Origin of the sequence: Paenibacillus sp. FSL R5-0766, assembly GCF_037971845.1 — a bacterium.
Lineage (GTDB): Bacteria > Bacillota > Bacilli > Paenibacillales > Paenibacillaceae > Paenibacillus.
Genome location: NZ_CP150227.1, coordinates 2357904 through 2382488, shown reverse-complemented (window position 1 = coordinate 2382488; position 24585 = coordinate 2357904). Strand labels below are relative to the sequence as shown.

Genomic DNA, 24585 nt, shown 5'->3' with positions numbered 1-24585 from the left:
GGAATAATATAATGTGATAGAAATTTCCGCGATACAAAGTGTCACATATTCATTCCTTTTATACTTGTTATTGTCTTCAGCGAGGATATTGGTATAGATTTCAGACCTTTATCGTCTTCTGTAAGCCAAAAGCTGCTACTTCCCGTATCCGTCTACACCGGATACGGTTTTTTGGCATGATCTGTAGTCTTTTTGATAGAAGGAAATATCAGTATGCAAAGCGAATTGGACGGGAAACACATTTTAACAAAGCCTGCCGGAACATGCTTGTGAATCCTGATGCTGATCCATTATAAAATAATGAACAGTTGAAAAATTGGTGACACTCATGATGTCACTTATTCGTTGTTACAATAGAAATATAACTACGACATCACTTTCCGGCGGCGCAGATCGAAACGGAGTGGCTGACATGAACAGAACAAATCGGCTTGCTGCCATTGTAATGGCATTACAGCATGGTCACGAAACGGCACACTCATTAGGTGAGAAATTTGAGGTTTCCCGTCGCACCATTCTCCGGGATATTCAGTCCCTCTCCGAGATGAATGTGCCCATTATTGCCATTTCCGGTCCGGGAGGCGGTTTCAGACTTATGGAGGGTTACGTATTACCCCCATTACAGCTGGACCCGGTAGAAGCAGCGACGCTCCTATTCGCTCTTGAAGGTCTAAGTCGCTACGCCGACACACCCTTTCATGAGAAACGCTGGACCCTGATGAACAAAGTTAAGGCCATCATTCCGCATGATATCATGTCGCGAATTGATCCCATGCTCCAACAGCTGTATCATCATATTCCAGACCGCAATTACATTCTTCCTCATCTGGACGCACTGCTGGCTTGTATACCCGAACATGGGTGGCTTAGTGTGCTGTATCGCTCCGCATCACGTCAGCGATGGTTGCATATCTGTCCCTCACGGGTATATGCTTCCTCCGGCTTCTGGTACTGTGAAGCATATTCCCTCGAACATGGTGAACAGCGTCTGTTTCGGGTTGACCGAATTACCGATGTCAAAGAGATCGAACCCCAGGATGCACAGGTGCTTAACGAACAGGCGGAGCAACAACAGAGTAAGCCGATCCCTCCAGAACAGCCGCCAACCCTGGTTAAGGCACAACTGAGTTATCGGGGAATGATCGAAGCTGAACAGGACGAGCATATCGGCGAAAAGATGATTGAAATTGCCCCGGATCTCTGGGAATTATCATTCCTTTGTCCACCAGGGGAATGGGACTGGGCCGTACGATTCTTTTACCGATTGGGACGTGAAGCCGAAGTGATCGAACCCCTCCAACTTCGCAGTGAGATTCGTCAGCATGCCGAGGAAGTGAGCCGGAGATACCTTGCTTCAACCAAGTCGTAACTTGACTACACACAAAAAGGAGCCTACTGATATCATGACATATGAAGCCGTTATAACGTACGAAGAAGCAGTACAGCGTATCCAGTCCACAGGGCTGCTGCCTCTGGCACCACTATTTACCGAATATCCTTCTCTTTCATCGCTAACCCCCAAAGAACATTGGCACAAGGATGATGAATTCGATCCCTGGTTGTGGCGTTCACGCCTGGCTGAAGAGGGCATTGCTGCCTATGGAAAATTTGTCAAAAAGAAAGCGCTTCTTGTCTCATCTGAATACTTCCCTTGGGTACACAGACTGCTGGCCGACTCCAGAACCATCAAGGAACAGTATGAGGCGGGTCTGCTCTCCCGTGAAGCGTTCAAACTCCATGCGTTAGTTGCAGAACAAGAAGGCATCGATGGACGTGCCTTGCGATCACAAGCCGGTTTCGGGGCAAAAGAGGACAAAAAAACATTTGACCGTGGACTTCTGGACCTTCAGGGCTGTGCAGCCATTGTGATCAGTGGCACCAAAGAAAAAGAAGGGCTCGCAGAAGGCAAAGTCGCCTGGAACAGCTCCGCATACGAGACTGCTGGTCACTGGATGGAACGTCACGGCATTAAGCCGTTTGAAGGTAGCGTTGCAGAGGCGCGTGAACTGCTGGTTGCTCAACTGCAACAACATGCTTCACTCGCCGCATTATCAAGCATCTCCAAAACACTTGGCATCCGTGGAATATAAATAAAGCCAATCCCGGTTGTAGTGCAGATTTCAACCGGAATTGGCTGTGGTTCACCCTATAATGTAACCCAGACGATTAACAGCCTCTATCCAGAATGGATTTAGAGAATCACGCCATCCTTGAATATGGCAATCTCCCGGAATCCATGCTGCTCACTAAGTGTGTGTGACCGCCCAGAAGCAATGTCAATCAGTTGGCTGAACAGCTGTACTTTCACCTCATCCATCGTCTGCCCCTCCAACAGCTGGCCTGCGTTGAAGTCAATCCAGTGTTTTTTGCGATTCGCCAGATCGGATTGGGTCGCAATCTTGACTGTAGGTACCGGGCCTCCGAAGGGAGTCCCCCGCCCTGTTGTGAAGAGCACAATATGTGCACCCGCCGCAGACAGTGCCGTTACAGATACCAGGTCATTACCCGGTGCTTCTACAATGTTCAGACCGGTCTGAGTTACACGTTTGCCATAACGTAGAACGTCGACTACGGAAGAACGTCCTCCCTTTTGCGTACATCCAAGTGACTTTTCCTCTAGCGTTGTGATGCCACCAGCCTTATTCCCAGGTGAAGGATTCTCATAGATGTTCTGGCCATGGTTCACAAAATATTGCTTGAAGCCGTTCACGAGGTCCACCAAATCGTGAAATACCTGTTCATTGGCAGCCCGGTTCATTAAGATCGTCTCCGCACCAAACATCTCCGGAACTTCCGTCAGAATAGCCGTCCCCCCGGCAGCAACCAACATATCAGCAACTGCACCGACCAGCGGATTGGCTGTAATGCCGGATAAACCATCGGAACCGCCACACTTCAAACCAATTTTGAGTTTACTGAGTGGAAGCGACTGTCGTTGTTCATGTTCAACGATCTCCACAAGTTCTTCCATCAGTCGAAGCCCTTCCTCAAGCTCGTCATCCGTTTCCTGTGCTTTGAGAAACCGTACTTTACCGCGGTATTCCGGAGCAATACACTCACGGAATTCATCGACCTGATTGTTCTCACAGCCCAGACCGATGACGAGCACGCCTCCTGCATTCGGATGCTCCACCAAGGAGGCCAGCAACTGTTGTGTATACTTCAGATCATCACCAAGCTGTGAACACCCGAATGGATGCGGAAAGTGAAATACACCATCTACCCGGCTTCCAAACTGGGACTGCCCCATACGTGCCAAAGCTTCACACACTTTATTGATACATCCAACCGTATTCACAATCCAGATCTCATTACGAATACCTGCTTCACCATTGGGACGCAAATATCCATCGAATGAGCGCAGATGTTCCGGAGGCATGTCCGTCTGCACCTGGGCTCCCGGTTGATACTCATATTCAAGCAATCCGTGCAGACCCGTCTTCAGGTTGTGACTATGAATCCAGCTTCCCTGCTCAATCTGCTCTTGGGCAATCCCGATGGAGAAACCATACTTCATCACATCATCACCCGGTGCCAGGGTATGCACAGCAATCTTATGTCCTTTGGGCACGTCATCCAGCAAGGTAAAAGAAACTCCGTCTGGCAGGGTAATGCATTCTCCTTTGGCATAATCCCGGAGCGCTATAATGACATCATCCTGTGGTTGAATGGCAATCCAGTCATTGATTGTACTTGTTGTGTTCATTTCCCTTCACCTTCCAACAATCCGATTTCACGAACAAGTGCTGCACGCAGCCCTTCTCTTGCATCCAGATTTTCGCCCCAGACCAAGGTATCCGACAACACAGCCGCTACCCGGTCATCCAGTTGGTTCTGATTCCTGTTAAGCGTGTCATAACCTTCCCAGTGTGCGGCCAAAGCAGCCAGGACATCCGGGTCATCCCGCAGCAGAATGTCCTCTCCATTCAGTCGTTGTGCCTTGTAACCTTCTGGCGTATTTACCGGACGATAGAGACACAATAATCCAGCAAACCCTTGAATTAAACGTTCTGGCCAACTTCCCTGATTTTGCTCGTAAGACAATAGTGTTGGCAGCACACGCACCTTGAATTTCCCGATCGTATTCAAAGCAATATCTTGCAATTTGTGATCAATATACGGGTTAAGGAACCGTTCGAACACTTCTTCTGCATACTGGCCCAGCTGATGATCGGGCATATCCAGAGCAGGCACGATCTCCTGATGCACAGCTTCCCTGATCCATGAGCCAAAATACGGATCTTCCATCGTTTCTCTCACATGCTGCTTGCCTTGCAGAATGCCGAGGGATGACATTAAGGTATGTGACCCATTCAAAATACGAACTTTGCGTACCTGAAAAGGCTTCAGATCTTTCACCCAATGTACATTGAGACCTGCCTGCTTGAGAGGAAGTTTTTTGTCCAATGATTCATCACCCTGAATGGCCCAGAAATGATATGGCTCTGCCGTATTAATCAACTGGTCCTCATACCCCCAGCGATTCGTCAGGGAATCGGCTTCCTCCTGGGTCGGCGCACCTGTTACGATTCGATCTACCAGATTGTTCAAGAAGTGATTATGGTTCTCGATCCATGAGCGGAAGCCTTCCGAATACCCATAATCCTCACTATGACGGAGAACACAACTACGAAGCACGTCACCATTGCCTTCAAGCAGCTCGCATGGCAGATGAATCAAACCTCTGGATGGATCACCATCAAATTTCAAATATCGCTGATGCAGGAAAACCGTTAATTTCCCCGGAAATGATTGGACGGGTTCATCCTCGATGTAGTCCGCATACATATATTTCAATCCTGATTCGGTTGTATTGGAAATAACGAACTCAAGTGAAGGCAGTTCCGCCAAGTTCAGAAAGGCATCCCATTCCTCATACGGATTGATACACTGTGAGAAAATGGAGATCAACTCTGTCCGCTCAACCGGCTTTCCTTGAGACAGCCCTCGCGTAATCATCGTGTATAACCCGTCCTGATCACGAATCTGCTCCAGCTTGGCTTTGCCTCCCGGTCGTGGTTGGGTAACAGCTACACTTCCATGGAATTTGCCTTGTCTGGCACTCTCATGAAGCATCCAGTCTGCAAATCCCCGCAAGAAATTACCTTCTCCAATCTGCAAAACCTTCACGGGACGCTCCATAATCTCCTTGCACTTGCGCTGACCATCGCTCCCCAGTAAATTCAGCTTCAACCTTGGCCGTTTCGTGCTTGCCGACATGGACACTCACCTCATCGATTATTTGTACTGTCGGAATGCAGCTCGAAGGCTCTGCACCCTTTTATTGTAAACGCTTTAAATTCATTGTATCATCAATAAAAGGAAATTAAATTGCTTATATTGCGGTAAATATACTCTCTCATGACCAGGTATAACATCTCGTTGAAGACGATCGTCTGGAAAGGAGTCTTTATGGAACGTTCACCTGTTCGTACGACTATTCAGGCAGAATCCGGTATTCCGTTCCGCCTGGTGTACAGCGATACCAAATCCCCTCAGAACGAATTGCCAGATCACCTTCACGACTGGCATGAAATTATCTATGTATATCGGGGTCAGGGAAGCATCTTTATTGATACGGGACTTGAGAATATGCAAGAAGGAGATCTGTTCATCATTCCTGGCAGCACGGTTCACCGAGCCTTGCCGGATGCAGGCAATCCTGTCACATCTTCCGCATTGTTCTTCAGCCCGGGATTGCTGGCATCCACAGCCGGAGGTGCTGCTTCTTCTTTGCTAAGCCTGTTTGAACGTTGTCGTAAACAACGTGTGTATAAGAGGCATCTGAACACAGAGGAGCAATCACAGGTCGCCGCCCTCATTGATGATATTCAGACCGAATTCCAGCTCGGTCATCATCTAAGCGCACATGCGGCCCTGTTAAGGCTGCAACTGTTACTCATTTTTCTGGAACGTCTGGAAGCTGCTGGACCTGCGAATCCGGGTAAATCCGCTCCGGGTCCCTCCTGGCTCTCTTCTACGATCTCTCATATTGACGAGAACCTTCGGAATGGCCTTTCCCTCCCTGAACTGGCGCAGTACGCCTCTGTATCCCCTGCCCATTTCAGTCGTGCCTTCAAACGATACACGGGAATGACTCTAACGGATTACGCATTAGCACGAAGGGTCATTATGGCGAAAGAGCATCTGGTGCAAGGTGATGAGACGATGGCAGCCGTTGCCGATGCTTGCGGGTTCGACAGCCTGCCCCACTTTTACCGTCAATTCAAAAAATTAACCGGTACAACACCCGCAGCATACCGCAGAACCATGAACAGTTCTCGTTAAAATAGAACCAGACTGGAACATAGGTGCCTGGGCCTAATCATATATATCCACATATTCTTCCATATGGAAGATGTGGTATGATAATCTGGATTATTACTTGTCGGAAACATTGCATTCCGTTGTCAGAGGAGCTTAGCATTCCATGTTATACGAATTAGATCGCAGGAATATCGGCATCTTCGCCCATGTGGATGCAGGGAAAACAACCACCACCGAGCATATGTTATACGAGAGTGGTGTCGTCCGCAGTCCGGGACGCGTGGATGACGGAACAACAGCCACAGACTCCCTGGACATTGAGAAAGAACGTGGCATATCCGTTCAGGCAGCCATGACCTCTCTGATCTGGAAGAACACCATCATTGACCTCATTGATACGCCTGGTCACATTGATTTTAGCTCCGAAGTAGAGCGAACGCTACGGGTAATGGATGGCGCTATTCTCATTCTGTCGGCAGTTGAAGGCATTCAGTCCCAGAGTGAAGCCATCTGGCATGCCCTTCGTTTACTCCGCATACCAACCATCATTTATATTAATAAAATGGATCGGATTGGCGCGTCTGCCCCAGCGGTAATGGAGCAGATTCGTTCCACCCTGTCCCCTTTCGCATGCGAAATCCAAGCGTATCAGCTCCATGAAGATTCATTTCATGGCATCGACTCCCTATGGAACCCGAATCAAGATTCTCTGTCAGATGGGACACCTTCCATTCCAGGTCTGGTCGAGATCCTTGCCGAGCTGGACGAAGAGGTGATGGAAGCCTACATCCAGGAAACTCCGTTATCGCAAAGGGATCTGAATGAAGCATTCCTGCGGTATGTGCATCAGGGTGAGATGTTCCCTGTGTGTTATGGCGCTTCCGGCAAAGGAATTGGCGTCACGGCATTGCTGGACGCAGTCCTTGCATTCCTGCCCCCACCTGCACAACCAGTGGATTCTCCCGTATCGGGTGTTGTATTCAAGATTGAACGTGATCGCACGATGGGACGCACGGCTTACGTCCGTATGTATGGTGGCAGCTTACACAATCGGGATACCATCCATAATTCGACGCGGGAGCTTGAAGAGAAAGTGACGCAGATTCGCCGCATGGATGGACGAAAATGGGCGGATACCGGTGCCGTTCACGCGGGGCAGATTGCTGCGCTGTACGGACTGAGTGACACATATGTGGGTGACATTATCGGCAATCCTGAGGGTGTACCTCCTCTGCCACAGATGGCTGTACCTTTGCTGACCGTACAAGTACATGGCAAGGACCCGGCACGTTACCCCGATCTTGTTGCAGCATTGCAAGAGTTGACGGATGAAGACCCCTTACTCGACCTGCAATGGTTGCCGGAGGAACGTGAACTGCATCTCAAGGTCATGGGAACCATTCAGCTTGAGATTTTATCCAGCCTGTTGCTAAGTCGTTTCGGATTGAATGTCGTGTTTGATCCACCATCCGTCATCTATAAGGAGACACCACGTACAGCCGGAGAAGGTTACATCGCCTATACGATGCCTAAGCCCTGCTGGGCCATCCTCCGCTTCAAGATTGAACCTTTGCCTCGCGGAAGCGGTCTGATCTATGCCTCAACCGTAAGGACAGATGATCTGCTGTTACGTTATCAGAATGAAGTTGAACGACGAATTCCGGAAGCCTTGTCTCAAGGTATGCTCGGTTGGGAAGTAACCGATCTGCGCATCACGCTGGTGGAAGGGGAACATCATGTCTGGCATACACATCCGCTGGATTTTGTTGTAGCCACGCCTATGGGAATCATGGATGGATTGTCGAGAACAGGTACCACGTTGCTGGAACCCCTTCTTCAGTTCCGGCTGACGGTCCCGGAGGAATACGGCGGTAAGGCCCTTAGCGATCTGGTACATATGCGGGCAACCTTCGAAGCCCCCGTCATTGGTAGTGGACGTTGTATTATTGAAGGAGTTATGCCTCTTGCCACCTCAATGGATTATCCGGTGAAACTGCGTTCCGAGACAAGCGGCCGCGGAGTGCTTACGACTTCGTTTGCCGGATACCAAGATTGTCCTGCGGATGTGAATCATACTCGCAAACGCAGAGGAGTTAACCCGCTGGATCAATCGAAATATATTTTAAGTGTACGAAACGCGATTACATCATAAATGGAGTTGAACCTGTGCTTATTAAATTTCTTATCTTTGGCCTTCTATGGCGGATTGTAGGTAATCCGTTCATTGCCATCCTCATTTTACTCGTTATACTGTATTTCCTGGATCGTCGTTACGTTGGGGTGTTCCCAAGCTTCACGAAACCTCTTAAACGTATGCGTAACATCTCCCGGCTTCGGCAACAGCTTGCCATGAGTCCCAATGAAGTTTCTTCCAAGCTGGAACTGGCTCGCCTGTTAATTGAGCGCAAGCGTTACAGTGAGGCACATGCGTTATTGCTTGAACTGGAGCGCCCATACGAACAATCAGCTGAGTACTGGGAGGCATTAGGGACAACTGAGCTTCATTTGGGTAACATTGAAAAAGGCGAACGTCATATTTTGCAAGCCCTCGAGATCAACCCCAGAGTCAAGTACGGACGTCCGTACCTAACCCTTGCTGGAGCCTTCAAAGATACGCATGAGGACAAAGCGCTGGATTATGTGCATCAGTTTCAGGAGATTCATTCCTCTTCCAGTGAAGCTTATTATCTGCTCGGTTCGGTTCACCGTTCCCTTGGGCGCAATGCAGACGCAAAGCAGGCATACGAGCAATCGTTGAACGTTTATCGTTCGTTGCCCAAATACAAAAAACGTCAGGAGCGCCGCTGGGCTGTCCGCAGTTGGTTCCGCAAACGTGGATTGTAATGTCATTCGCTATACGCTGTAATCTTCATATATCACTTTTCTAACCAATAAAAGTGCACTGATCTCTGCCCTCGTATGAGCAGTACCAGTGCACTTTATTTTTAATAACGATATTAATACACCAATATCTCACGCAGTCGTTCTTCATGAAGACGCATCCAGTCGATCCGCTGTTTCAGCTTCACAATCTGCTCCACAGCCACTTCCGGCTCATCTGTACCCTCGAACATCCGACTGATGAAATGCATGACCACATCCAGACTACGCAGTAAAATCAATCGAGGTATAGCCAGCAACTCTTCCGGTTTCAGGCTGACCTGTTCCCGAAATCCCCTGATCAGTCCCTCCTGTGCCTGCCACATCCAATCTTCACTCTTGTCCATGGTAAGGAGGTCAGACATCGGAACAGCCAGCTCCATTACCCGCAAATCCCATGTCGCAAATTCAAAATCCAAAATGGCACAGATTCCACCATCCTGCTGATCTACCAATACATTCGAGGCATTCACGTCCCCATGAACCAATTGATGCGGCAGATGTTCCATACCCCGCAGGGCTTCAAACAGATCTGGCAGCGCCTCTCTCAGTTGCTTCAACTCATTTGTACATGCGGCCAATTGCTCCGGCGGCGATGTGCATAACTGTAATAATCGTTCTTGTGAACAGAGCGGATACGCATCCTGAATTCGATAGTATGGTGGATACACAGGTTCAAGTGGTATATCCAGCGTAGCCATAACAGAAGACAGGGCCCCCGCCGCTTTACCGAGCCCTATCAATTGATCTGGTGTGTGCCAGATGGGATTGACACCTTCCCTATAATGAAACAGAGTCACGATTTTGGTATGACCAGTGAGGGTATCTTTTACAGAAAGGAATGTACCTCCCTCACCAGATAACCGCCTTACAGGTGAAGGTGTATCAAGCTTGAAGTTCGAACGTTGGAGGGCTGCCAGCACCTTGTGTTCAAAGGCGATTTTCATCGGATCATTATGTGTTTCATATTGTCTCATGACGTAATTAGTCCCGTCTACATGGAGCATGTAAGTAGAATTATTCATCCCACCCTTTCCACGCTCGCCTTCCCAATCCGATGTAAAACCATATAAGGCCAACACTTCGGATATACGCTGCTGCTCTGAAGGATGGAGGGAACCGGAATCGATGTTTTGCACCAAAAATTAACCCCTTTATCTCACAAAATGGAACTGTCTTCTATTTATCTTAAAGGAAGTCCATCGCTTGGTCTAGTTCTGTTCCAAAGTGATCAAGAGAACGGATAATATCCCGTCCGATTAAGCTGCTCCGCAATGACACGATACCCTCTTGCATTGGGATGCACTCTGTCCCAGAACAACAGTTCACGCTCACGACCTTCAAACCTGTCATACACCTGAGCACACGCATAGTTGCCTGATCCCGCTCCATTCAGAAACAAATTATATTGGCGCACCCAGTACGCAGCTTCCGTCGCTTGTGGGTACGGGTTGTACAATCCGATGGATCGGACCATATACTCATGGTTACCCTTTAACTGCCGAATGTGCCGCATGATCTGGGATACATTACTGCGGGTTTCTCCGAGCACCTGTGTCATTTTGCTAGCATTTAGAATGCCATTACTTGCTTTGAACGTACGAATCAGATCATTCCCGCCAATGGATATGGTAATGATATCCGCTTCACGGAGCGATTGCCGCACTCGGGGATGCGAAGAGATCATCTGCAACATTTCCCCCGACGTCAGTCCATTTACGCCCATATTTTCCATGGATACAAACGTACGAACATTCATTTCTGCCATTCGCCGATATAAAGGAACAAAGCCGGTGCCCAGCAACGCTCCTGTACCTACTGTTAATGAATCTCCTATAGCCACATATCGATATACCATCCCGTCGCCCCTCTCTGCTGTGATTTCTCTGAACAATAATGAACTGCTCTATATCTTATGATGAGTTGCAAGACAAGGCGCGGGATGGTGTCCTTAGGCATACACCTTTCTTTTTTGCATAAGACCACTCTTCTTCTGTAGAGGTAAAAAAAAGAAAAAAGCCCTGCCGCATAACGCGGCAGAGCCTGATCCATTGCAATGCATTACATGCCTATGGTCCGATCCGAATCAACGGAATCTGATTGTTCCTTGTTCGGGAACGGCCACCAGTTGGCCCGGCCAAACATCTTCACCATCACTGGGACGAAGAATGGCAGGAACAGCAGAGAGTACAAGATCAATCCGCTAAGGACGACTGTGGCAATCTGCATCATCGAGAGAACACCGGATGGATACATGGCAGCAAATGTACCGCTCAGAATGACCGCGGCAGATAGAATAACGGTTCCCATGTTCTTCATCGCGTACAACATGGCATCCTGTACTTTCATGCCTTTGTTCTCATTGAAACGGTCCATCAGGAAGATGCTATAATCCACACCGAGTGCAATCAGCATAACAAATCCGAAAAACGGAGTAACCCAGCTGATACCTGCGAATCCGAGGATATTAACAAAGATCACTTCGGTTAACGCCATCGATGTGAAATAAGCCAGTAATAAGGAAACGATCAGATACAGCGGCATAATGACTGAGCGGAGCAGCACAACCAGAATAATAAATGTGCCTGCCAGCATCAGCATTACAGTACGTGTATAGTCGTTATTCGAGATCTCCTGCAGATCTGCAAACGTACTCGTAACGCCACCTATGGCGATGTCTGCTTTTTCAAGCGTACTGCCTTGTACTGCGCGATGTACTGCCGCCTCAATGTCAGGAACACGATCAATGGCTTCTGTTCCGTATGGATTTTCGGCGAAAATAACATCAATCGTCATCGTTTTCCGATCTTCAGACAGATACGTATCAAATACCTGTGTGAAGTCTTTGCTGTTCAGTGCTTCATCAGGAACGTACCAGCCTGCCAGATCGGAATCTGGTGAATTTTGCAATTGCGTCAGGTAGTCCTGCGCTGAATCCAGTCCCCCGGATACCTGTTTAATACCATCGACACTCTGGTTCAGTCCATCTGTCAGTTGTGTCAGCTGACCACTCAGATCCGAGAAGCCTTGCTGAATTTTCTCCTGACCACCCTGAAGCTGGCCAAGTCCATCTTGGATGGAAGGAATTTCACTAATCACTTTGCCCTGACCATCCGCAGCCTGTTTGAGACCAGATTGCAACTGACCAATTCCCGTTACAATCTGGCCCAGACCATCGGCAAGCGCCTTTTGTCCGGCTGCTGCGGAGGCAAACCCTTCATTGGCCTGATTAATTCCAGCAGCGGCTTCCCCAAGTTTGGTCTTAATCTGACCCAAACCTTGAGCAAGCTGCGCTGTGCCAGAACCTGTTTCACCAATCGTACCTTTGATACGCTGGTAATCAGCATCTTGCTGCAATTCAGGATAACGCTCTTCAAGTGCTGTGAAGGATTCGGACAGACTGGTTAGAGCTGTTGAAACCCCGTTCAACTGTTGTTCCAGTTCGCGGGTTCCATCCCCCAGTGCAGCGACCCCTGCTCCCGCCTGACGATAGGCTTCAAGCAACTGATTGTTCGCCTGCGCAAGCTGATCTGCACTCGTTTTGGCTTGCTGAAGTCCGGCTTTCAGATCACCCGCACCTGCGGAACCATCACGAATACCTTTTTCAATCTGCCCTAGTCCCTCACTGAGTTGCGTGATACCCGATTGCAACTGGGAGGTTCCTTTGGTAAGTTCACCTGCTCCATCAGCAGCTTCTTTTAACTGTGGTTCATTTTTACTTAGCTGACTGCTGGCTTCACTCAGGCCATCACTGATTTTGTCCAGACCCGTCTTGCCTTCACCCAGTCCATCCGATAATGTTCCCACTTGCTGTGTAACTTCAAAATCTTTAATCTCATCACCCGTAGGTCGTGTCATACTACGGACACCAGAGACTCCGGCTACTTTCTCTACTTCCCGGCTAATTTTCTCCGCAACGGCCATATACTTTGCATTATCCATCTCTTCATCGTTCTGGATGACGATCTGACCCGGCAGCGATTCACCCGGACCAAAGCTGTCAGAGATAATGTTAAAAGCTTTTACGGAATCATATTTCTCGCCAATCTCATCGAGACTGTTGAACGACAGTTTGCCATCGTAGGTTGCCAGAAGAGGCACACAGACAGCCGCAACGATGAGCAGCGCAGCCCATGGACGTTTAAGTGAAAAGCGACCAGCCGCACCATAGATCTTGCTCTCGGCATGTTCAAGTGAACCCTTCGACGGCCAGAATAACTTCTTGCCCAGCACCGCCATGAAGAATGGCACGATGGTCACCAAGGCAAGCATCATCACAGCAATACCTACAGCTACGGCAACCGCAGAGCGGTACAACATAAACTGGGCAAAGCCAATCGCAATGAATCCAACCAGCACAGCTAGTGCTGAGAAGAGTACCGTTTTACCGGCAGTACGATAGGTCGCAATGATGGCATCCCACGTATTCTCATGATGAGCCAGTTCTTCCTTGAACCGACTAATCAGCAGGATGCAGTAATCCGTACCAATCCCAAACATGACGGCGACCATAAAGATCTGTGTAAATGTGGATATCGGGAAGTCGAGCCCATCCACCAGGAATGCAACAATCTGTTGCGATACAATGTAACTGATCCCCACCGTCAGCAGCGGGACAAACGGAGCTACAAACGAACGGAAGACCAGGAACAGAATGAGTAAAATAAAGACAACGGTAATATATTCCGATTTCTTAAGCCCCTCTTGTGAACTTTCAATGGTGTCTTCATCAATCAGACCTTTACCGGTTATGTAGTGCTCCACATTGACGGACTTCAATGCTTCATTCAGGTCTTCCCGCATTTCCTTGACCGTACGATCTCCCTGATCAATGGATAGCGATGTTAGAATCGTTTTGCCATCAGCTGAGATCATCTTCTCGGACAGTTCAGGCTGAGAGAAAGGTTCCAGAATGGACAGAATACCGAGCTTCTCCTTGTCGGCCTCCAATTGCTTAACGGCCTTCTCTGCCTCTTGTTTCCCCGTGGTGCCCAGCCCATCGGGATTATAAAATACAAGAGCAATCTGGCTGCCTTGCTGCTCTCCCTTTTGTGCTGCAGCTTCATTCAAAATCGCTGCGGCCTGGGTGGAAGAGTACCCTTCCGGAACCGAAAACTGTCCCTTTTCCCGAATCAGTTCACTCATGTTAGGGGCAGTAAACATCAACACGGCAGCTACAACAACCCATAGCCCTATTAACCACCATCTTGCTTTTAGTATCGCTCTCATTTGTTCTCCTGTCCTCCTTCATGCGTTAGCAAAGCTGCAAGCTTCTCAAAAGATTCAATGAAAATTCGAACCTCTTCCGGTGTAAAATGAACCAGATACGGCTCCAGAATCTGCTGTATTTCCTGTTCTGTTTCCCTGTATACCTGTCGTCCGGTATCCGTCAGTGTCAGATATACAACGCGGCGGTCACGTTCATCTCCGGCACGATGGACCAGATCGCGATCCACCAGCTTGTTGACCAAAGCGGTAATGCTGCTCTTACCTATACACAGAAGCTCTGCCAGATCAGAGGGCGTGCAGAAAGGTTTTTCTTCAATCAGACGAAGTGCGCAGAACTGATCGGTCGTTATGGTCTGCCCCACTTGTTCACGTATCCGCGTATCAAACCGCTTATTGACCATAAAGGAAGCATCCAAATAGCGGTTCACCAAACTTTTTGCATCCGGTGTACTCATTCTTCATTCTCCTTTCCCGATTCTATATAGTTCACTTAACGAACTATTCTTCTGTGAAACTATTCTATAATGAAACAATCTCTTAAAGCAATACTTTTTTCCTGCTTTTTTGATGAAAACGACAAAAAAACAGGACGTCCGACTCAGCTCATTGCCAAATCCAACATCCTGTAATGATTATAATCCATATATTCCTTAAAGTAATAAAAGGCCTCCGTGCTACTCTTCGTCTGTATCTTCCTCTTTTTCAAGCACACAACGGAATCGCTCCACACCTGGGTATAATTCACCCAGACTATATACCACGAACCCCGTATTCCGATAAAACTCGACGGCTTCCAGCTCGGTCTCAGCAATCAGTCTATCTGGATTGTATTTTGCCAACAGTTGTGAGATCATACCACGTCCATAATTTTTAAAGCGGTTTTCAGGCAAAACCGAGATATGATGAATGGTAACCTCACTTGTTCCTGTCTTCTCATATCCAATCAGACCGATCAATTGTCCCTCATCTTCGTAACCGCCCATTTGCAATTCGTCTTTCTCTACATATTGTTGCAACGCACGGTTCAAGTGATCCGGATCAGGAAAGACCGAGTAGGACAATAGTTCCTGTACTTCCGGCTCCTGTATGCGTGATTTCAGATTAATTAACACCTTGATTCCTCCTATACCTTGCTTGTTTCCGTTATCGTATTGTAGTCGTTAGCCTCTAAAAGTTCAAGTCGTGTGCCGATTCAACTCCGACAACGATCTCCCTTCAGACCACACATTAAGAGTGCCGGGTCCTTTGTCAGGTCCCGGCAGAGAATTTATTGCTTTTGCACAGCGAAACGAAGCAGTTCACAACGAAATTGTGTCGGTTCATCATACTTTTCCTCTTCAATCGTCTGTGTAACATGTTCCTGAAGCAGAATATTCCATCCTTTGTAGGCATCCTCCAGCAAAGCGATCGCTTCAACTGTCGACAAGTTCAGTTCAATTAATGGTTTAATCTCCTTGCCTGTATTGATTTCTTTTTCCTCCACATTGGTGCTCATCGTAATACAATGAATACCCCCTGTTCGAGTTCCGGCCTGTAATCGGTCTATCGCTTCCATAAAGGCTTGCTTATTGGAGACATGTTCCAGACAAGAACAAGCAGCGATATAATCAAAATAGTTTGGCTCCACAGCATAATGTTCAACATCTGCTTTCACTGCCTGCACGATATGATCAACCTGATATTCTTTCGCATACTTGCGAAGTCCGTCTACTGCCTCATCCAGCAAATCCACACCGATGACTTCACTGTTCGTTTTTGCAAGGCGCTGTGCAATCGGTATCGTATGCCTTCCCACTCCACATCCCAGATCGAGGACACGCAATTCCTCCTTGTGAGCAAGTAGACGTTCCAGCATATCCATCACCATAGGCATGGGCCTCGACATCCAGGTACCGGAGGCGAATAACTCATTATTCTGATAGAAATTGGAATGATAACCTGCCTCTGCTTTTCGCGCAGCCTCAAATTGTTCGTTTCCCATCAAGACACCCCCATCAATTAGAAAATGATTTGCATCTTCTACTTAATACCCAGATTGTCACAAAAAAATCAATTAAAAGCAGGTGACAGATTCTTTTTCATAAAGGATTCCAGTGCCGCCTCGTATCCGGTGCGATCGACTTGAAACGCTGTGCCATGACCCGCACGGGGGACGGTCAGCAATTCCTTTTTGGTTGGGCAAGCTTCATACAACCTGTACACCATTTCCGTTGGTACAAACGTATCAGCCTCACCGTGGATGAACAGCACAGGAACGTTGACTTTGGCAAGTTGCTTGAGAGCCGAAGCCTCTCTGAAGGAATATCCTGCTTTCCACCGGGAGATCAGACTTGTGACAGGTATAAACGGAAATGCAGGTAGCTTGTATAATTGCTTTAACTGGAACGTCAGTTCTTCTTCCACGGATGTATACGCACAATCAGAGACAATCGCTTTAACCTGAGTCGGCAGGACTTCACCACCTGTCATCAGTACGGTTGCTCCTCCCATGGATATGCCGTGCAATAGGATTTCCCCTTGTGTACCCACTTTTTCAAGCACCCAGTTGGTCCACTGGACATAATCCTTCCGATCTAACCAACCAAAACCGATGATATCACCTTCACTCTGTCCATGACCCCGATCATCTGGCATGAGTACGTTATAACCGTGCTTTTCCGCATAAAACCGGGCAAATCCAGCCATTTCTCTGCCTCTCCCCGAATAACCATGTGCCAGAATAACCGTCTGATCCGACCCTTTATTGGAACCGAGCCATGTACCATACAGTTTTAATCCATCATGTGATTGAAGAGATATCTCTTCTGTAGGCTGAGCATCCAGCCACTTCAGGTCAGAAGCACTGCTAATGATTTCATTGTCCGGTTCAGGCATCAGATTCGGATTATCCACCAAAAATGTTTTTGGCGTACGGCGAATGGCGGTTTTGAAAAAATAAAGCCCACCTGTCCACAGAAGAGCAAGAACGATCAGTACCAGTGCTGCAAGTACGTAGAATAACATGAACGAGTCCTACCCTCTTTCCTCATTAAAATATGTTCAATCTTTACTTACTCGTTGCAGTGACGCACATGCTGCTTGATAGGCGGGTAACAAAGCATCCAGCAAAGGTTCTGCTTTCCGTGATTGACCTTCCTTCGCGAACTGCTCTATCCGGGCAAACAAAGTTGATAAATAACGAATCCCCAGACTCAGACTCCCTGATTTCAGATCATGGGCTACCTCGGTTGCAGCAACATGGTCGCCCGACACAATATGTCTGCGCAGCACCTCAATCTTGCCGGGTGTTTCGGTACAATACATGTCCAACAATATACCGAGGAGTGTACGATCGCCATCGGTGTTTAATTCCGCAATCTCACGTACGATGCCCATATTTAGTACCTCGGTCGGTTCGGAGGATTGCTGCCACTTCTGGATCATCTTACTCAGAATTTCCAGCGTGAAGGGTTTGCCAATAAAGTCATTCATCCCGGCTTCCATACACTTGTCTTTCTCTTCCTGCATGACATTACCTGTCATTGCAATAATGGGTGTGGTATGGCGCATTTCATCCATTTCTATCGAGCGGATTTTGCGTGTTGCCTCCAAACCGTCCATCAATGGCATCATATAGTCCATGAGAATCAAACTGTATTTTTTGCTGAGAAAGGCAGCTATTGCCTCTTCCCCATTCACTACAGCGTCCACTTGGGTTATTCCCAGTTTTTTGAGCTGCAATATAACAAGCTGCCGGTTGATGACATTATCATCGGCCAGCAATACAGATACAGAAAGAGCTTCATCATCTATATTCTGTCCCTGATGCTCTTGAGTGGAAGCAACAGACGGGTTAGCGGACTGGTTACCGTCTTTCTTACCAAGTGTAAGTTCGAACCAGAATGTTGATCCTTCGCCCTCCTGACTTTCTACTCCAATCTGACCTTCCATCAGTGTAACAAGCGACATGCAGATCGATAACCCAAGGCCCGTTCCTCCATACTCACTTGAGCGTCCTCGTTCAGTCTGCATGTAGGGTTGAAATAACTGGCTCTGATCTTCTTCCGAGATACCAATCCCCGTGTCTTCCACTTCAAAGCGGATCATTTGTGTAATCTCATCATCTTTCATAAGGGTGACTCTTATCCGCACCGTACCTTCTGATGTGAATTTGTTCGCATTCTGAATTAGATTGATCAGTATCTGTGTAATCCTCGTTGAATCCCCTACAAGAAGAGTAGAGATTCTGGGGTCACAGTCTATCGATAACTGATTTCCGTTCTTTCTGACTTGGGGTTCGAGCAAACGAATAATATAGTTTATCGTCTCTTGCAGATCCACTTCCCCCAGTTCAAGTCGCATCTGACCCGCCTCAAGTTTGGACAGATCCAGAAGATCCTGAATCAGCTTAAGCAGCAGTTTGGCAGCATCTTGTATAACGGAAACGGAATTCTCCTGTTCTTCAGACAAGGGGGACAACTTAAGCATCTCAGCCATCCCCAATATTCCATTTAATGGCGTGCGAAAATCATGACTGATGCCTGCAATAAATGCGTTTTTTGAATCACCCGCATCTACTGCTTGCTGACGTGCAGCTTCAAGACTTTTATTGTTCTTCGCAAGCAGACGCTGGAGTGTCACCAGTTCATTATTCATATCCGAGAATTCCGAGAGTGTCCGTTCCTCTTGCTCTTTACTCCGGATCATCTGATCCGATAACTGCTCAATCGTTCTGCGTAGCCTCTGTATCTCTCCGCTCTCATTAGACATCACATCATCCCTCTCCTAATCCCTAACCATATCAAGATGATTACATGCAGCTGGCTGAGCCAGTAATTGTTCTGCAACCGCTACCGCTTCATCGGCTCCTGGAGCATAACCGTCAGCTCCTATCGTTTTCCACAACTCCTGATCAATATTGAAGGGATATCCCCCAACCATAATCTTCACATGTGCCGTTGCCGGATGATGACGAATCAGATGAATCAACTCTTTGGCCAAATGAAGGTGATACGTCATCGTAACTGAAATCGCAACAACATCGCCCTGATGCCGCTCTATAGCCTCTATTACACTTCCATTGGGAACATTGGCTCCCAGATAGTGCGTATCCCAACCTTCCATCTCGAACACATCTGTGAGCATACGCAGCCCGATCTCATGTTGTTCACTGCCTACACAGGTAGCCACTAGTTTTTTATCCTGCCCCGTATGAATCAACCAGCGGGAATAAAGACGTGACATAAATGACTGGGTCGCTGCCGTACAAAAGTGTTCTTGCCCGACACTGATACGATGGCATTGCCACAATCGTCCAATTTCATATTGGGTGGGCTGAAAGATATATCGATAAATATCTCGAATCGTCACCCCAGCTTCTAACTGGGCTTCAATGATCTCAAAGGCTTCTTTCCGTTTATTCTCCAGCAAACACTGTAAGTACGATCGCGCGGCATCTCCATATGGCATGGATTCATTGATGTAACCCGCCTGTGACTCCATGTGAGTTGTTCTATATATTCCCATCTCCAGATACTCGAGCAGAAGTGCCTTTGACGGATGGTCAAATTCTTCTTCCAATGTCTCTTTGATCAGATTGAGATTAATAATAAGGTCTTCTGGTGATACCTTATAACCCTCAAGTAGAACTTTCAGCCAGGCAATATAATGAGTAAACAGACCTGGACTCTGTACGAGCGCACTTTCTGCCAAGTAGTTCAAGCTATACTCCGAATCCTGTTTGGCTCGCATTTTTCCATTCTCGCCAAATCGCTCAAGTAAATCAGGTTGTCTGAGATACTGTTTCTCCGTTATTTTATCAGCTAAGTTTGCAGATTCTTGGAGCAATCGTTCTCCTGCTTCTTGATGACTCATAGATGCCCCCCTCCTCATACCCGCATCACACTCAATCTTCATTCGTGGCTAATCCAGAATGAGATCGATGTTAGCTAACTTGCAATCGGGATAGGTTCTTCTACTTATTCCAATCCATCCATTCCGCTCTTAATCGTTATGTTCCATTATACATGAACTTTCGATAATCATGTTTTTACACACGATGGATGTATAGAACAATCTTCCTATATTATGGAGGGCCTTGCAAGCCAGTCAGCCAGTATATGCCTGTACTTTTCGAGTTCCACAAAAAAACTGACCTGCGTTATGAACGCAAGTCAGTTTTCCCTTCTGCCGCCAGTCCCAGCTTCTTCAACATCTTAATCGCATCCACTTTCTCGGAAGGATCAAGTCCTTCCAAAGCATCAATGATAACCTGATGATGTTGAGGAAATATCTGTGTGAACAATTCTCTTCCTTCCTCAGTTAACTCAGCGTAAATGACACGCCGATCTTCCTTGGATGGTCGACGAAACAGCAGATTTTTATTTTGCAACTTATCTACAACATACGTAATATTACCACTGGACATTAAGACCTTTTCACCAATCTTTTGCAATGCCTGCGGTCCCTTATGATATAACAAATCAAGCACACCAAATTCTGTCGTATTCAGTCCGTGACTCTGGATGTCCCGATTGGAACGTGAGGTCACAGAATTGTAGGCCCGAACAAGAACCACGAATAATTGTAAAGACAGTTCCCGGTTGTCCTCCGTGTTCAGCATTTCAATAATCCTCCATCAGTTGTTTACATTTCGGCTCGTATGGGGGGCCAGCTTCTGCTCCCACTCCTCACGGAGCATCCCCATACGAATTGAATCATAGTACTGCCCGCGAACGATACGACACTTCCGCATTCGCCCCTCCACCCGTAATCCGGCTTTCACAGCCGCACGCATCATTCGTTCATTACCAGACCAAGTAGTCAATCCAACCCGAACCAAAGGCAGCTGTTCAAACAAATGACTTGACCACATGACAAGTGAGCGTGTGCCAACCCCGCGTCCCCACTGGACAGATCTGTATATTACAATCCCCATTTCCAGCCACATGGATAACTCATCTTCTATGTAATAGCTGATTGTACCCACAATTTGTCTGTCGGATTCAATAATACGGATTGATACGGGTCTGGAATCGTCTGGATCTACGTGCATACGTTTGAGCATACCTTGTTCAAAACTTTCAAAACTTTCGTGTTTAAGTGGGTAATAGGGTGCATCCCATTGCTTCCATTCAGGTACGTCATCACTGTAGATCAATTCGTAGAGTTCTTTCAGATCCTGTTTCTCCACACACCTGAGTACAAGTTCACCATCAACGATTGGCAGTTCTTTCATACGATGAAAAGCACCCTCTTCCATATTAAGAACGATGAAGCTCTTCGATACTTCCGTCCGCATTGGCAAGAATGACTGTACTCGCCATATCCACAAATAGTCCGTTATCAACAACACCTGGTAACATGTTCAATTGAACATTAAGATCGGCAGCGTGATCAATCGCCTCCAAGTGGCAATCCGCTATCAGGTTTCCGTTGTCTGTCAGATAACGTTGCTGTCCATCCATCCGCCACTGTGGTTTACACCCCAATTGTTCGAGCGCCTGGAAGGTCCACTCAGAAGCAAATGGAACCACCTCAACTGGAAGCGGGAATTTCCCCAACTTTTGCACGGCTTTGCTGCCATCCGCCACAATAATTAATTTGTCACTATTGGCTGCCACGATTTTCTCACGCAAAAGAGCCCCGCCCCCCCCTTTAATCAGGTTAAATTCGGGATCTACTTCATCAGCGCCATCAATGGTCAGATCCAGACGTCCAATCTGGTCAAATGGGACGATGGGAATCCCCCATTCACGGGCAAGTTTGTCCGAAGCCTCTGAAGTGGCAACCGCTTGAATGTTCAATCCATCACGTACCCGCTCACCGATCCGGCAGATGGCATAATAAGCTGTTGAACCTGTACCCAATCCAACCTTCATTCCATCTTCAACATATTCTGCTGCACGCTCTGCTGCTATCTGTTTAAGATTCATCTATAAACCCCCGCTGCTCATAATTTGAGAAATGCATATGTAGTTATTATAGATAAAACCGCTTCCGATGTATATCCGTGCCTTCTGTTGCATCTTGCCAACATATTTTTGTTTTGTTGAAGGATGTATTTTTACCCACCATGTTATAGAATACAGAATGAAGCTAAAAAATGGGAAATTTAAAAATAAACAGTTCTAAATACCTATAAACCATCTGATATGTCCATAAATACGTAAAATATTAAAAAAATTTTAACGATACTATTCAATTTAACGACATTTTATACGACATATTAATTATAGATGTGTTTTAATAATTAGACACCTATGGTTCATACGGTACATAAGTCTCTACGAAAGCGACTGATAAACCAAGACCATGGTCGCATAAATTTCCTTTGGAGGGGATCAAGGAATGATCTAGTTCACTGTACCAATGCAAACCTAAAGTTTCTTAATTTAAAGAAGATCAGGAGTGGAATTTAGTGAAATCATTAAGTTGGAAAAGCATGTCTTTTTTCTCCAAAAATTTGTTACTCTCATTTACTAATATCGTTATCATCGGGGTAGCACTTATCGCAAGCAGTTACTATTTTCAAAAAACAGTTCTTGTTGAACAGCTGCATGGACAGGTGGAACAAATTACCAAAAAATGGGCTGAAGATATCAATCCTGCCGAGGTACAAGCTGCTATTGCGGAAGGTAGCTATGATGGAGCAACACAAACGAAATTACGAGCGTATTTCGATGAGATGCAAGAATATTATCCCAACATTGCACAGGCCTACATCTTCGGTGTTGAGCTCGGTGGCGATAACAAGAGATTAACTTCCCTTGTAGCGATGCCGACCAACCTAAGAGAGGCTTTTCAAAGTGAGAACGTAAATATTGGTGACATGTATGAGCAGCCGGTCGTTGTAGCCAATGCACTGAAAGAAATGCTTAATACGGATCGCCCAACATTTACAACATTTTATTCCGATGATTTCGGAACATGGACAACCATTGCATATCCAATCAAAGACAGCAACGGAAAGATTTTTTCATATTTTGCCGTTGATGCAGATGCATCAGCCGTACCCGCGGGACTGAACTCCTTGCTCAAAAACGGAATTATCATCCTTGTGGCCTTCTTGCTGTTATTCCTGATTATCCAATACCTTGTAGTTAAAAACACACTTTCCCCTATCCGTCACTTGATCAAAGGAATTGATGACGTCAGTCGGGGTAATTTGAATGTCAACATTCCGACAGGCAAAGACGATCTGGGACTCGTTAACGAGAAGTTCAACACCATGGTTCGCAAAATCAACGATACTATCGTAAAAGTGCAAATCACATCACAAGAAGTAAATCAGTCTGCCAAAGAGCTATATGAAGTTTCCGAGCGCAACAGTGAGAATGCAGATTCCATTAATAATAATGTGACGCAAATTACTTCCAACATTCGTTCACAGGAACAGGCAACCCGGGATAGTGCACGTGCCATGTCCGAGATGGCTACCGTAATCCAGACGATTGCCAGCAGCTCGGCAAGTGTAGCAGATGAAGCCTATGAAATGGAACGTCGTTCGCAACAAGGTAACAGTGTTGTCCGTCAGGTATCTGAACAGATGAATCTGATTACGGAATCGGTTAAGAATACCGCTTCTGCCATTGAGGTTCTGGAGAGTCGTTCGCAGGAAATCGGCGATATTCTCAATATCATCTCGGGAATCTCCAGCCAGACCAACTTGCTTGCTCTTAATGCATCCATTGAAGCAGCTCGTGTTGGTGAAGAAGGAAGAGGATTTGCAGTTGTTGCAGGTGAAGTACGCAAACTTGCCGAGCAGTCTGAACAAGCAACCAGCCAGGTTGGCGTATTGATCCAAGAGATTCAAGCTGGAATTAAACAAGCTGTACGTGCAATGGAACAAGGTACGTCAGAAGTAGATACAGGACTCAGCGTAGCCGATCAAACAGGACAACTGTTCGAAGATATTTTAGAAGCAGCGAAAAAAGTATCTAATCAGATTCAGGAAGTATCAAGCGCGACAGAAGAAATCTCTGCGGGTACGGAGGAAATGACCGCTACAGCAGACGACTTGTCTTCAAGCGTAAGTAAGACAGCAGACAGCAGTGAACAGATTTCCTCATCTGTTGATGAGCAAAAAGCATCTTTGATTACACTGGTAGACTCCTCCACACGCCTTAACAGCATGTCTGAGGAACTCCAAGAATTGATCTCTCATTTCAATGTAAGCAAACAATAATTCAAATCCACAAACATTCGGTTTGAACCAAGGAGGAATAACTG

20 protein-coding genes are annotated in these 24585 nt (G+C 46.9%); 6 read left to right on the top strand and 14 right to left on the bottom strand.

Annotated features, from left to right (window positions below; genetic code table 11):
- The first annotated feature begins 412 nt into the window (after positions 1–412).
- A complete protein-coding gene (locus MKY66_RS10770) occupies positions 413–1369 on the top strand; it encodes a YafY family protein (protein WP_076208947.1) in 957 nt (318 codons plus the stop codon).
- 34 nt (positions 1370–1403) lie between these two features.
- On the top strand, positions 1404–2090 hold the full coding sequence (locus tag MKY66_RS10765) for a hypothetical protein (protein ID WP_076208948.1): 687 nt from the start codon (positions 1404–1406) through the stop codon (positions 2088–2090).
- A 101-nt stretch (positions 2091–2191) separates the two neighbouring features.
- Here the strand turns inward: MKY66_RS10765 and MKY66_RS10760 are convergent, their stop codons facing one another.
- Positions 2192–3706 (bottom strand): altronate dehydratase family protein, encoded by a 1515-nt coding sequence (locus MKY66_RS10760; RefSeq protein ID WP_179088480.1) that lies wholly within the window; start codon positions 3704–3706, stop codon positions 2192–2194.
- Positions 3703–5220 (bottom strand): tagaturonate reductase, encoded by a 1518-nt coding sequence (locus MKY66_RS10755; protein WP_076208949.1) that lies wholly within the window; start codon positions 5218–5220, stop codon positions 3703–3705. Before MKY66_RS10755 ends, MKY66_RS10760 begins: the two co-directional genes overlap by 4 nt.
- A 192-nt stretch (positions 5221–5412) precedes the next feature.
- Between MKY66_RS10755 and MKY66_RS10750 the strand changes: the two genes are divergently transcribed.
- The 3 genes from MKY66_RS10750 to MKY66_RS10740 all read left to right on the top strand — a co-directional run bounded on the left by MKY66_RS10750 (position 5413) and on the right by MKY66_RS10740 (position 9111).
- Positions 5413–6288, top strand: coding sequence for an AraC family transcriptional regulator (locus tag MKY66_RS10750; protein WP_076208950.1), 876 nt, complete (start codon positions 5413–5415; stop codon positions 6286–6288).
- Positions 6289–6430: 142 nt separating this feature from the next.
- Complete coding sequence (locus MKY66_RS10745) at positions 6431–8419, top strand: TetM/TetW/TetO/TetS family tetracycline resistance ribosomal protection protein (protein WP_076208951.1); 1989 nt, start codon at positions 6431–6433, stop codon at positions 8417–8419.
- A 14-nt stretch (positions 8420–8433) separates the two neighbouring features.
- Positions 8434–9111 carry a tetratricopeptide repeat protein gene (locus MKY66_RS10740; RefSeq protein ID WP_026081149.1) on the top strand — a complete coding sequence of 226 codons (678 nt, stop codon included), beginning with the start codon at positions 8434–8436 and terminating at the stop codon, positions 9109–9111.
- Between the two features lie 113 nt (positions 9112–9224).
- Here MKY66_RS10740 and MKY66_RS10735 read toward each other — a convergent pair whose 3' ends face one another.
- The 12 genes from MKY66_RS10735 to rpiA all read right to left on the bottom strand — a co-directional run bounded on the left by MKY66_RS10735 (position 9225) and on the right by rpiA (position 22289).
- A complete protein-coding gene (locus MKY66_RS10735; RefSeq protein WP_083656912.1) occupies positions 9225–10286 on the bottom strand; it encodes a phosphotransferase in 1062 nt (353 codons plus the stop codon).
- Between the two features lie 92 nt (positions 10287–10378).
- Positions 10379–11005: a GDSL-type esterase/lipase family protein gene (locus MKY66_RS10730; protein WP_076208952.1), complete on the bottom strand. Its 627-nt coding sequence runs from the start codon at positions 11003–11005 to the stop codon at positions 10379–10381.
- A 203-nt stretch (positions 11006–11208) separates the two neighbouring features.
- Positions 11209–14376 (bottom strand): MMPL family transporter, encoded by a 3168-nt coding sequence (locus tag MKY66_RS10725; protein ID WP_076208953.1) that lies wholly within the window; start codon positions 14374–14376, stop codon positions 11209–11211.
- Positions 14373–14831: a MarR family transcriptional regulator gene (locus MKY66_RS10720; protein WP_076208954.1), complete on the bottom strand. Its 459-nt coding sequence runs from the start codon at positions 14829–14831 to the stop codon at positions 14373–14375. The genes MKY66_RS10725 and MKY66_RS10720 overlap by 4 nt, the downstream gene beginning before the upstream one ends.
- A gap of 219 nt (positions 14832–15050) precedes the next feature.
- Complete coding sequence (locus tag MKY66_RS10715; protein WP_076208955.1) at positions 15051–15488, bottom strand: GNAT family N-acetyltransferase; 438 nt, start codon at positions 15486–15488, stop codon at positions 15051–15053.
- Positions 15489–15643: 155 nt separating this feature from the next.
- Positions 15644–16357, bottom strand: a complete 714-nt coding sequence (locus MKY66_RS10710; protein ID WP_076208956.1) for a class I SAM-dependent methyltransferase — start codon at positions 16355–16357, stop codon at positions 15644–15646.
- 68 nt (positions 16358–16425) lie between these two features.
- Complete coding sequence (locus MKY66_RS10705) at positions 16426–17379, bottom strand: alpha/beta hydrolase (RefSeq protein ID WP_076208957.1); 954 nt, start codon at positions 17377–17379, stop codon at positions 16426–16428.
- Between the two features lie 36 nt (positions 17380–17415).
- Positions 17416–19125 carry an ATP-binding protein gene (locus tag MKY66_RS10700; protein WP_076208958.1) on the bottom strand — a complete coding sequence of 570 codons (1710 nt, stop codon included), beginning with the start codon at positions 19123–19125 and terminating at the stop codon, positions 17416–17418.
- A gap of 15 nt (positions 19126–19140) precedes the next feature.
- Complete coding sequence (locus MKY66_RS10695) at positions 19141–20229, bottom strand: cobalamin-dependent protein (RefSeq protein WP_076208959.1); 1089 nt, start codon at positions 20227–20229, stop codon at positions 19141–19143.
- A gap of 286 nt (positions 20230–20515) precedes the next feature.
- Positions 20516–20977 carry a MarR family transcriptional regulator gene (locus tag MKY66_RS10690; RefSeq protein WP_017689273.1) on the bottom strand — a complete coding sequence of 154 codons (462 nt, stop codon included), beginning with the start codon at positions 20975–20977 and terminating at the stop codon, positions 20516–20518.
- 15 nt (positions 20978–20992) lie between these two features.
- Positions 20993–21592: a GNAT family protein gene (locus tag MKY66_RS10685; protein WP_076209491.1), complete on the bottom strand. Its 600-nt coding sequence runs from the start codon at positions 21590–21592 to the stop codon at positions 20993–20995.
- Between the two features lie 25 nt (positions 21593–21617).
- A complete protein-coding gene (rpiA, locus tag MKY66_RS10680) occupies positions 21618–22289 on the bottom strand; it encodes a ribose-5-phosphate isomerase RpiA (protein WP_076208960.1) in 672 nt (223 codons plus the stop codon).
- 509 nt (positions 22290–22798) lie between these two features.
- Between rpiA and MKY66_RS10675 the strand changes: the two genes are divergently transcribed.
- Positions 22799–24541: a methyl-accepting chemotaxis protein gene (locus MKY66_RS10675; protein WP_076209492.1), complete on the top strand. Its 1743-nt coding sequence runs from the start codon at positions 22799–22801 to the stop codon at positions 24539–24541.
- Positions 24542–24585 lie beyond the last annotated feature (44 nt).

Coding starts and splice junctions, on each gene's coding strand:
- MKY66_RS10750 (WP_076208950.1), top strand. CDS start 5,413: ATGGAACGTTCACCTGTTCGTACGACTATTCAGGCAGAATCCGGTATT.
- MKY66_RS10685 (WP_076209491.1), bottom strand. CDS start 21,592: ATGAAAGAACTGCCAATCGTTGATGGTGAACTTGTACTCAGGTGTGTG.
- MKY66_RS10770 (WP_076208947.1), top strand. CDS start 413: ATGAACAGAACAAATCGGCTTGCTGCCATTGTAATGGCATTACAGCAT.
- MKY66_RS10720 (WP_076208954.1), bottom strand. CDS start 14,831: ATGAGTACACCGGATGCAAAAAGTTTGGTGAACCGCTATTTGGATGCT.
- MKY66_RS10745 (WP_076208951.1), top strand. CDS start 6,431: ATGTTATACGAATTAGATCGCAGGAATATCGGCATCTTCGCCCATGTG.
- MKY66_RS10725 (WP_076208953.1), bottom strand. CDS start 14,376: ATGAGAGCGATACTAAAAGCAAGATGGTGGTTAATAGGGCTATGGGTT.
- rpiA (WP_076208960.1), bottom strand. CDS start 22,289: ATGAATCTTAAACAGATAGCAGCAGAGCGTGCAGCAGAATATGTTGAA.
- MKY66_RS10705 (WP_076208957.1), bottom strand. CDS start 17,379: ATGTTATTCTACGTACTTGCAGCACTGGTACTGATCGTTCTTGCTCTT.
- MKY66_RS10755 (WP_076208949.1), bottom strand. CDS start 5,220: ATGTCGGCAAGCACGAAACGGCCAAGGTTGAAGCTGAATTTACTGGGG.
- MKY66_RS10710 (WP_076208956.1), bottom strand. CDS start 16,357: ATGGGAAACGAACAATTTGAGGCTGCGCGAAAAGCAGAGGCAGGTTAT.
- MKY66_RS10675 (WP_076209492.1), top strand. CDS start 22,799: ATGTCTTTTTTCTCCAAAAATTTGTTACTCTCATTTACTAATATCGTT.
- MKY66_RS10730 (WP_076208952.1), bottom strand. CDS start 11,005: ATGGTATATCGATATGTGGCTATAGGAGATTCATTAACAGTAGGTACA.
- MKY66_RS10765 (WP_076208948.1), top strand. CDS start 1,404: ATGACATATGAAGCCGTTATAACGTACGAAGAAGCAGTACAGCGTATC.
- MKY66_RS10700 (WP_076208958.1), bottom strand. CDS start 19,125: ATGTCTAATGAGAGCGGAGAGATACAGAGGCTACGCAGAACGATTGAG.
- MKY66_RS10695 (WP_076208959.1), bottom strand. CDS start 20,229: ATGAGTCATCAAGAAGCAGGAGAACGATTGCTCCAAGAATCTGCAAAC.
- MKY66_RS10690 (WP_017689273.1), bottom strand. CDS start 20,977: ATGCTGAACACGGAGGACAACCGGGAACTGTCTTTACAATTATTCGTG.
- MKY66_RS10760 (WP_179088480.1), bottom strand. CDS start 3,706: ATGAACACAACAAGTACAATCAATGACTGGATTGCCATTCAACCACAG.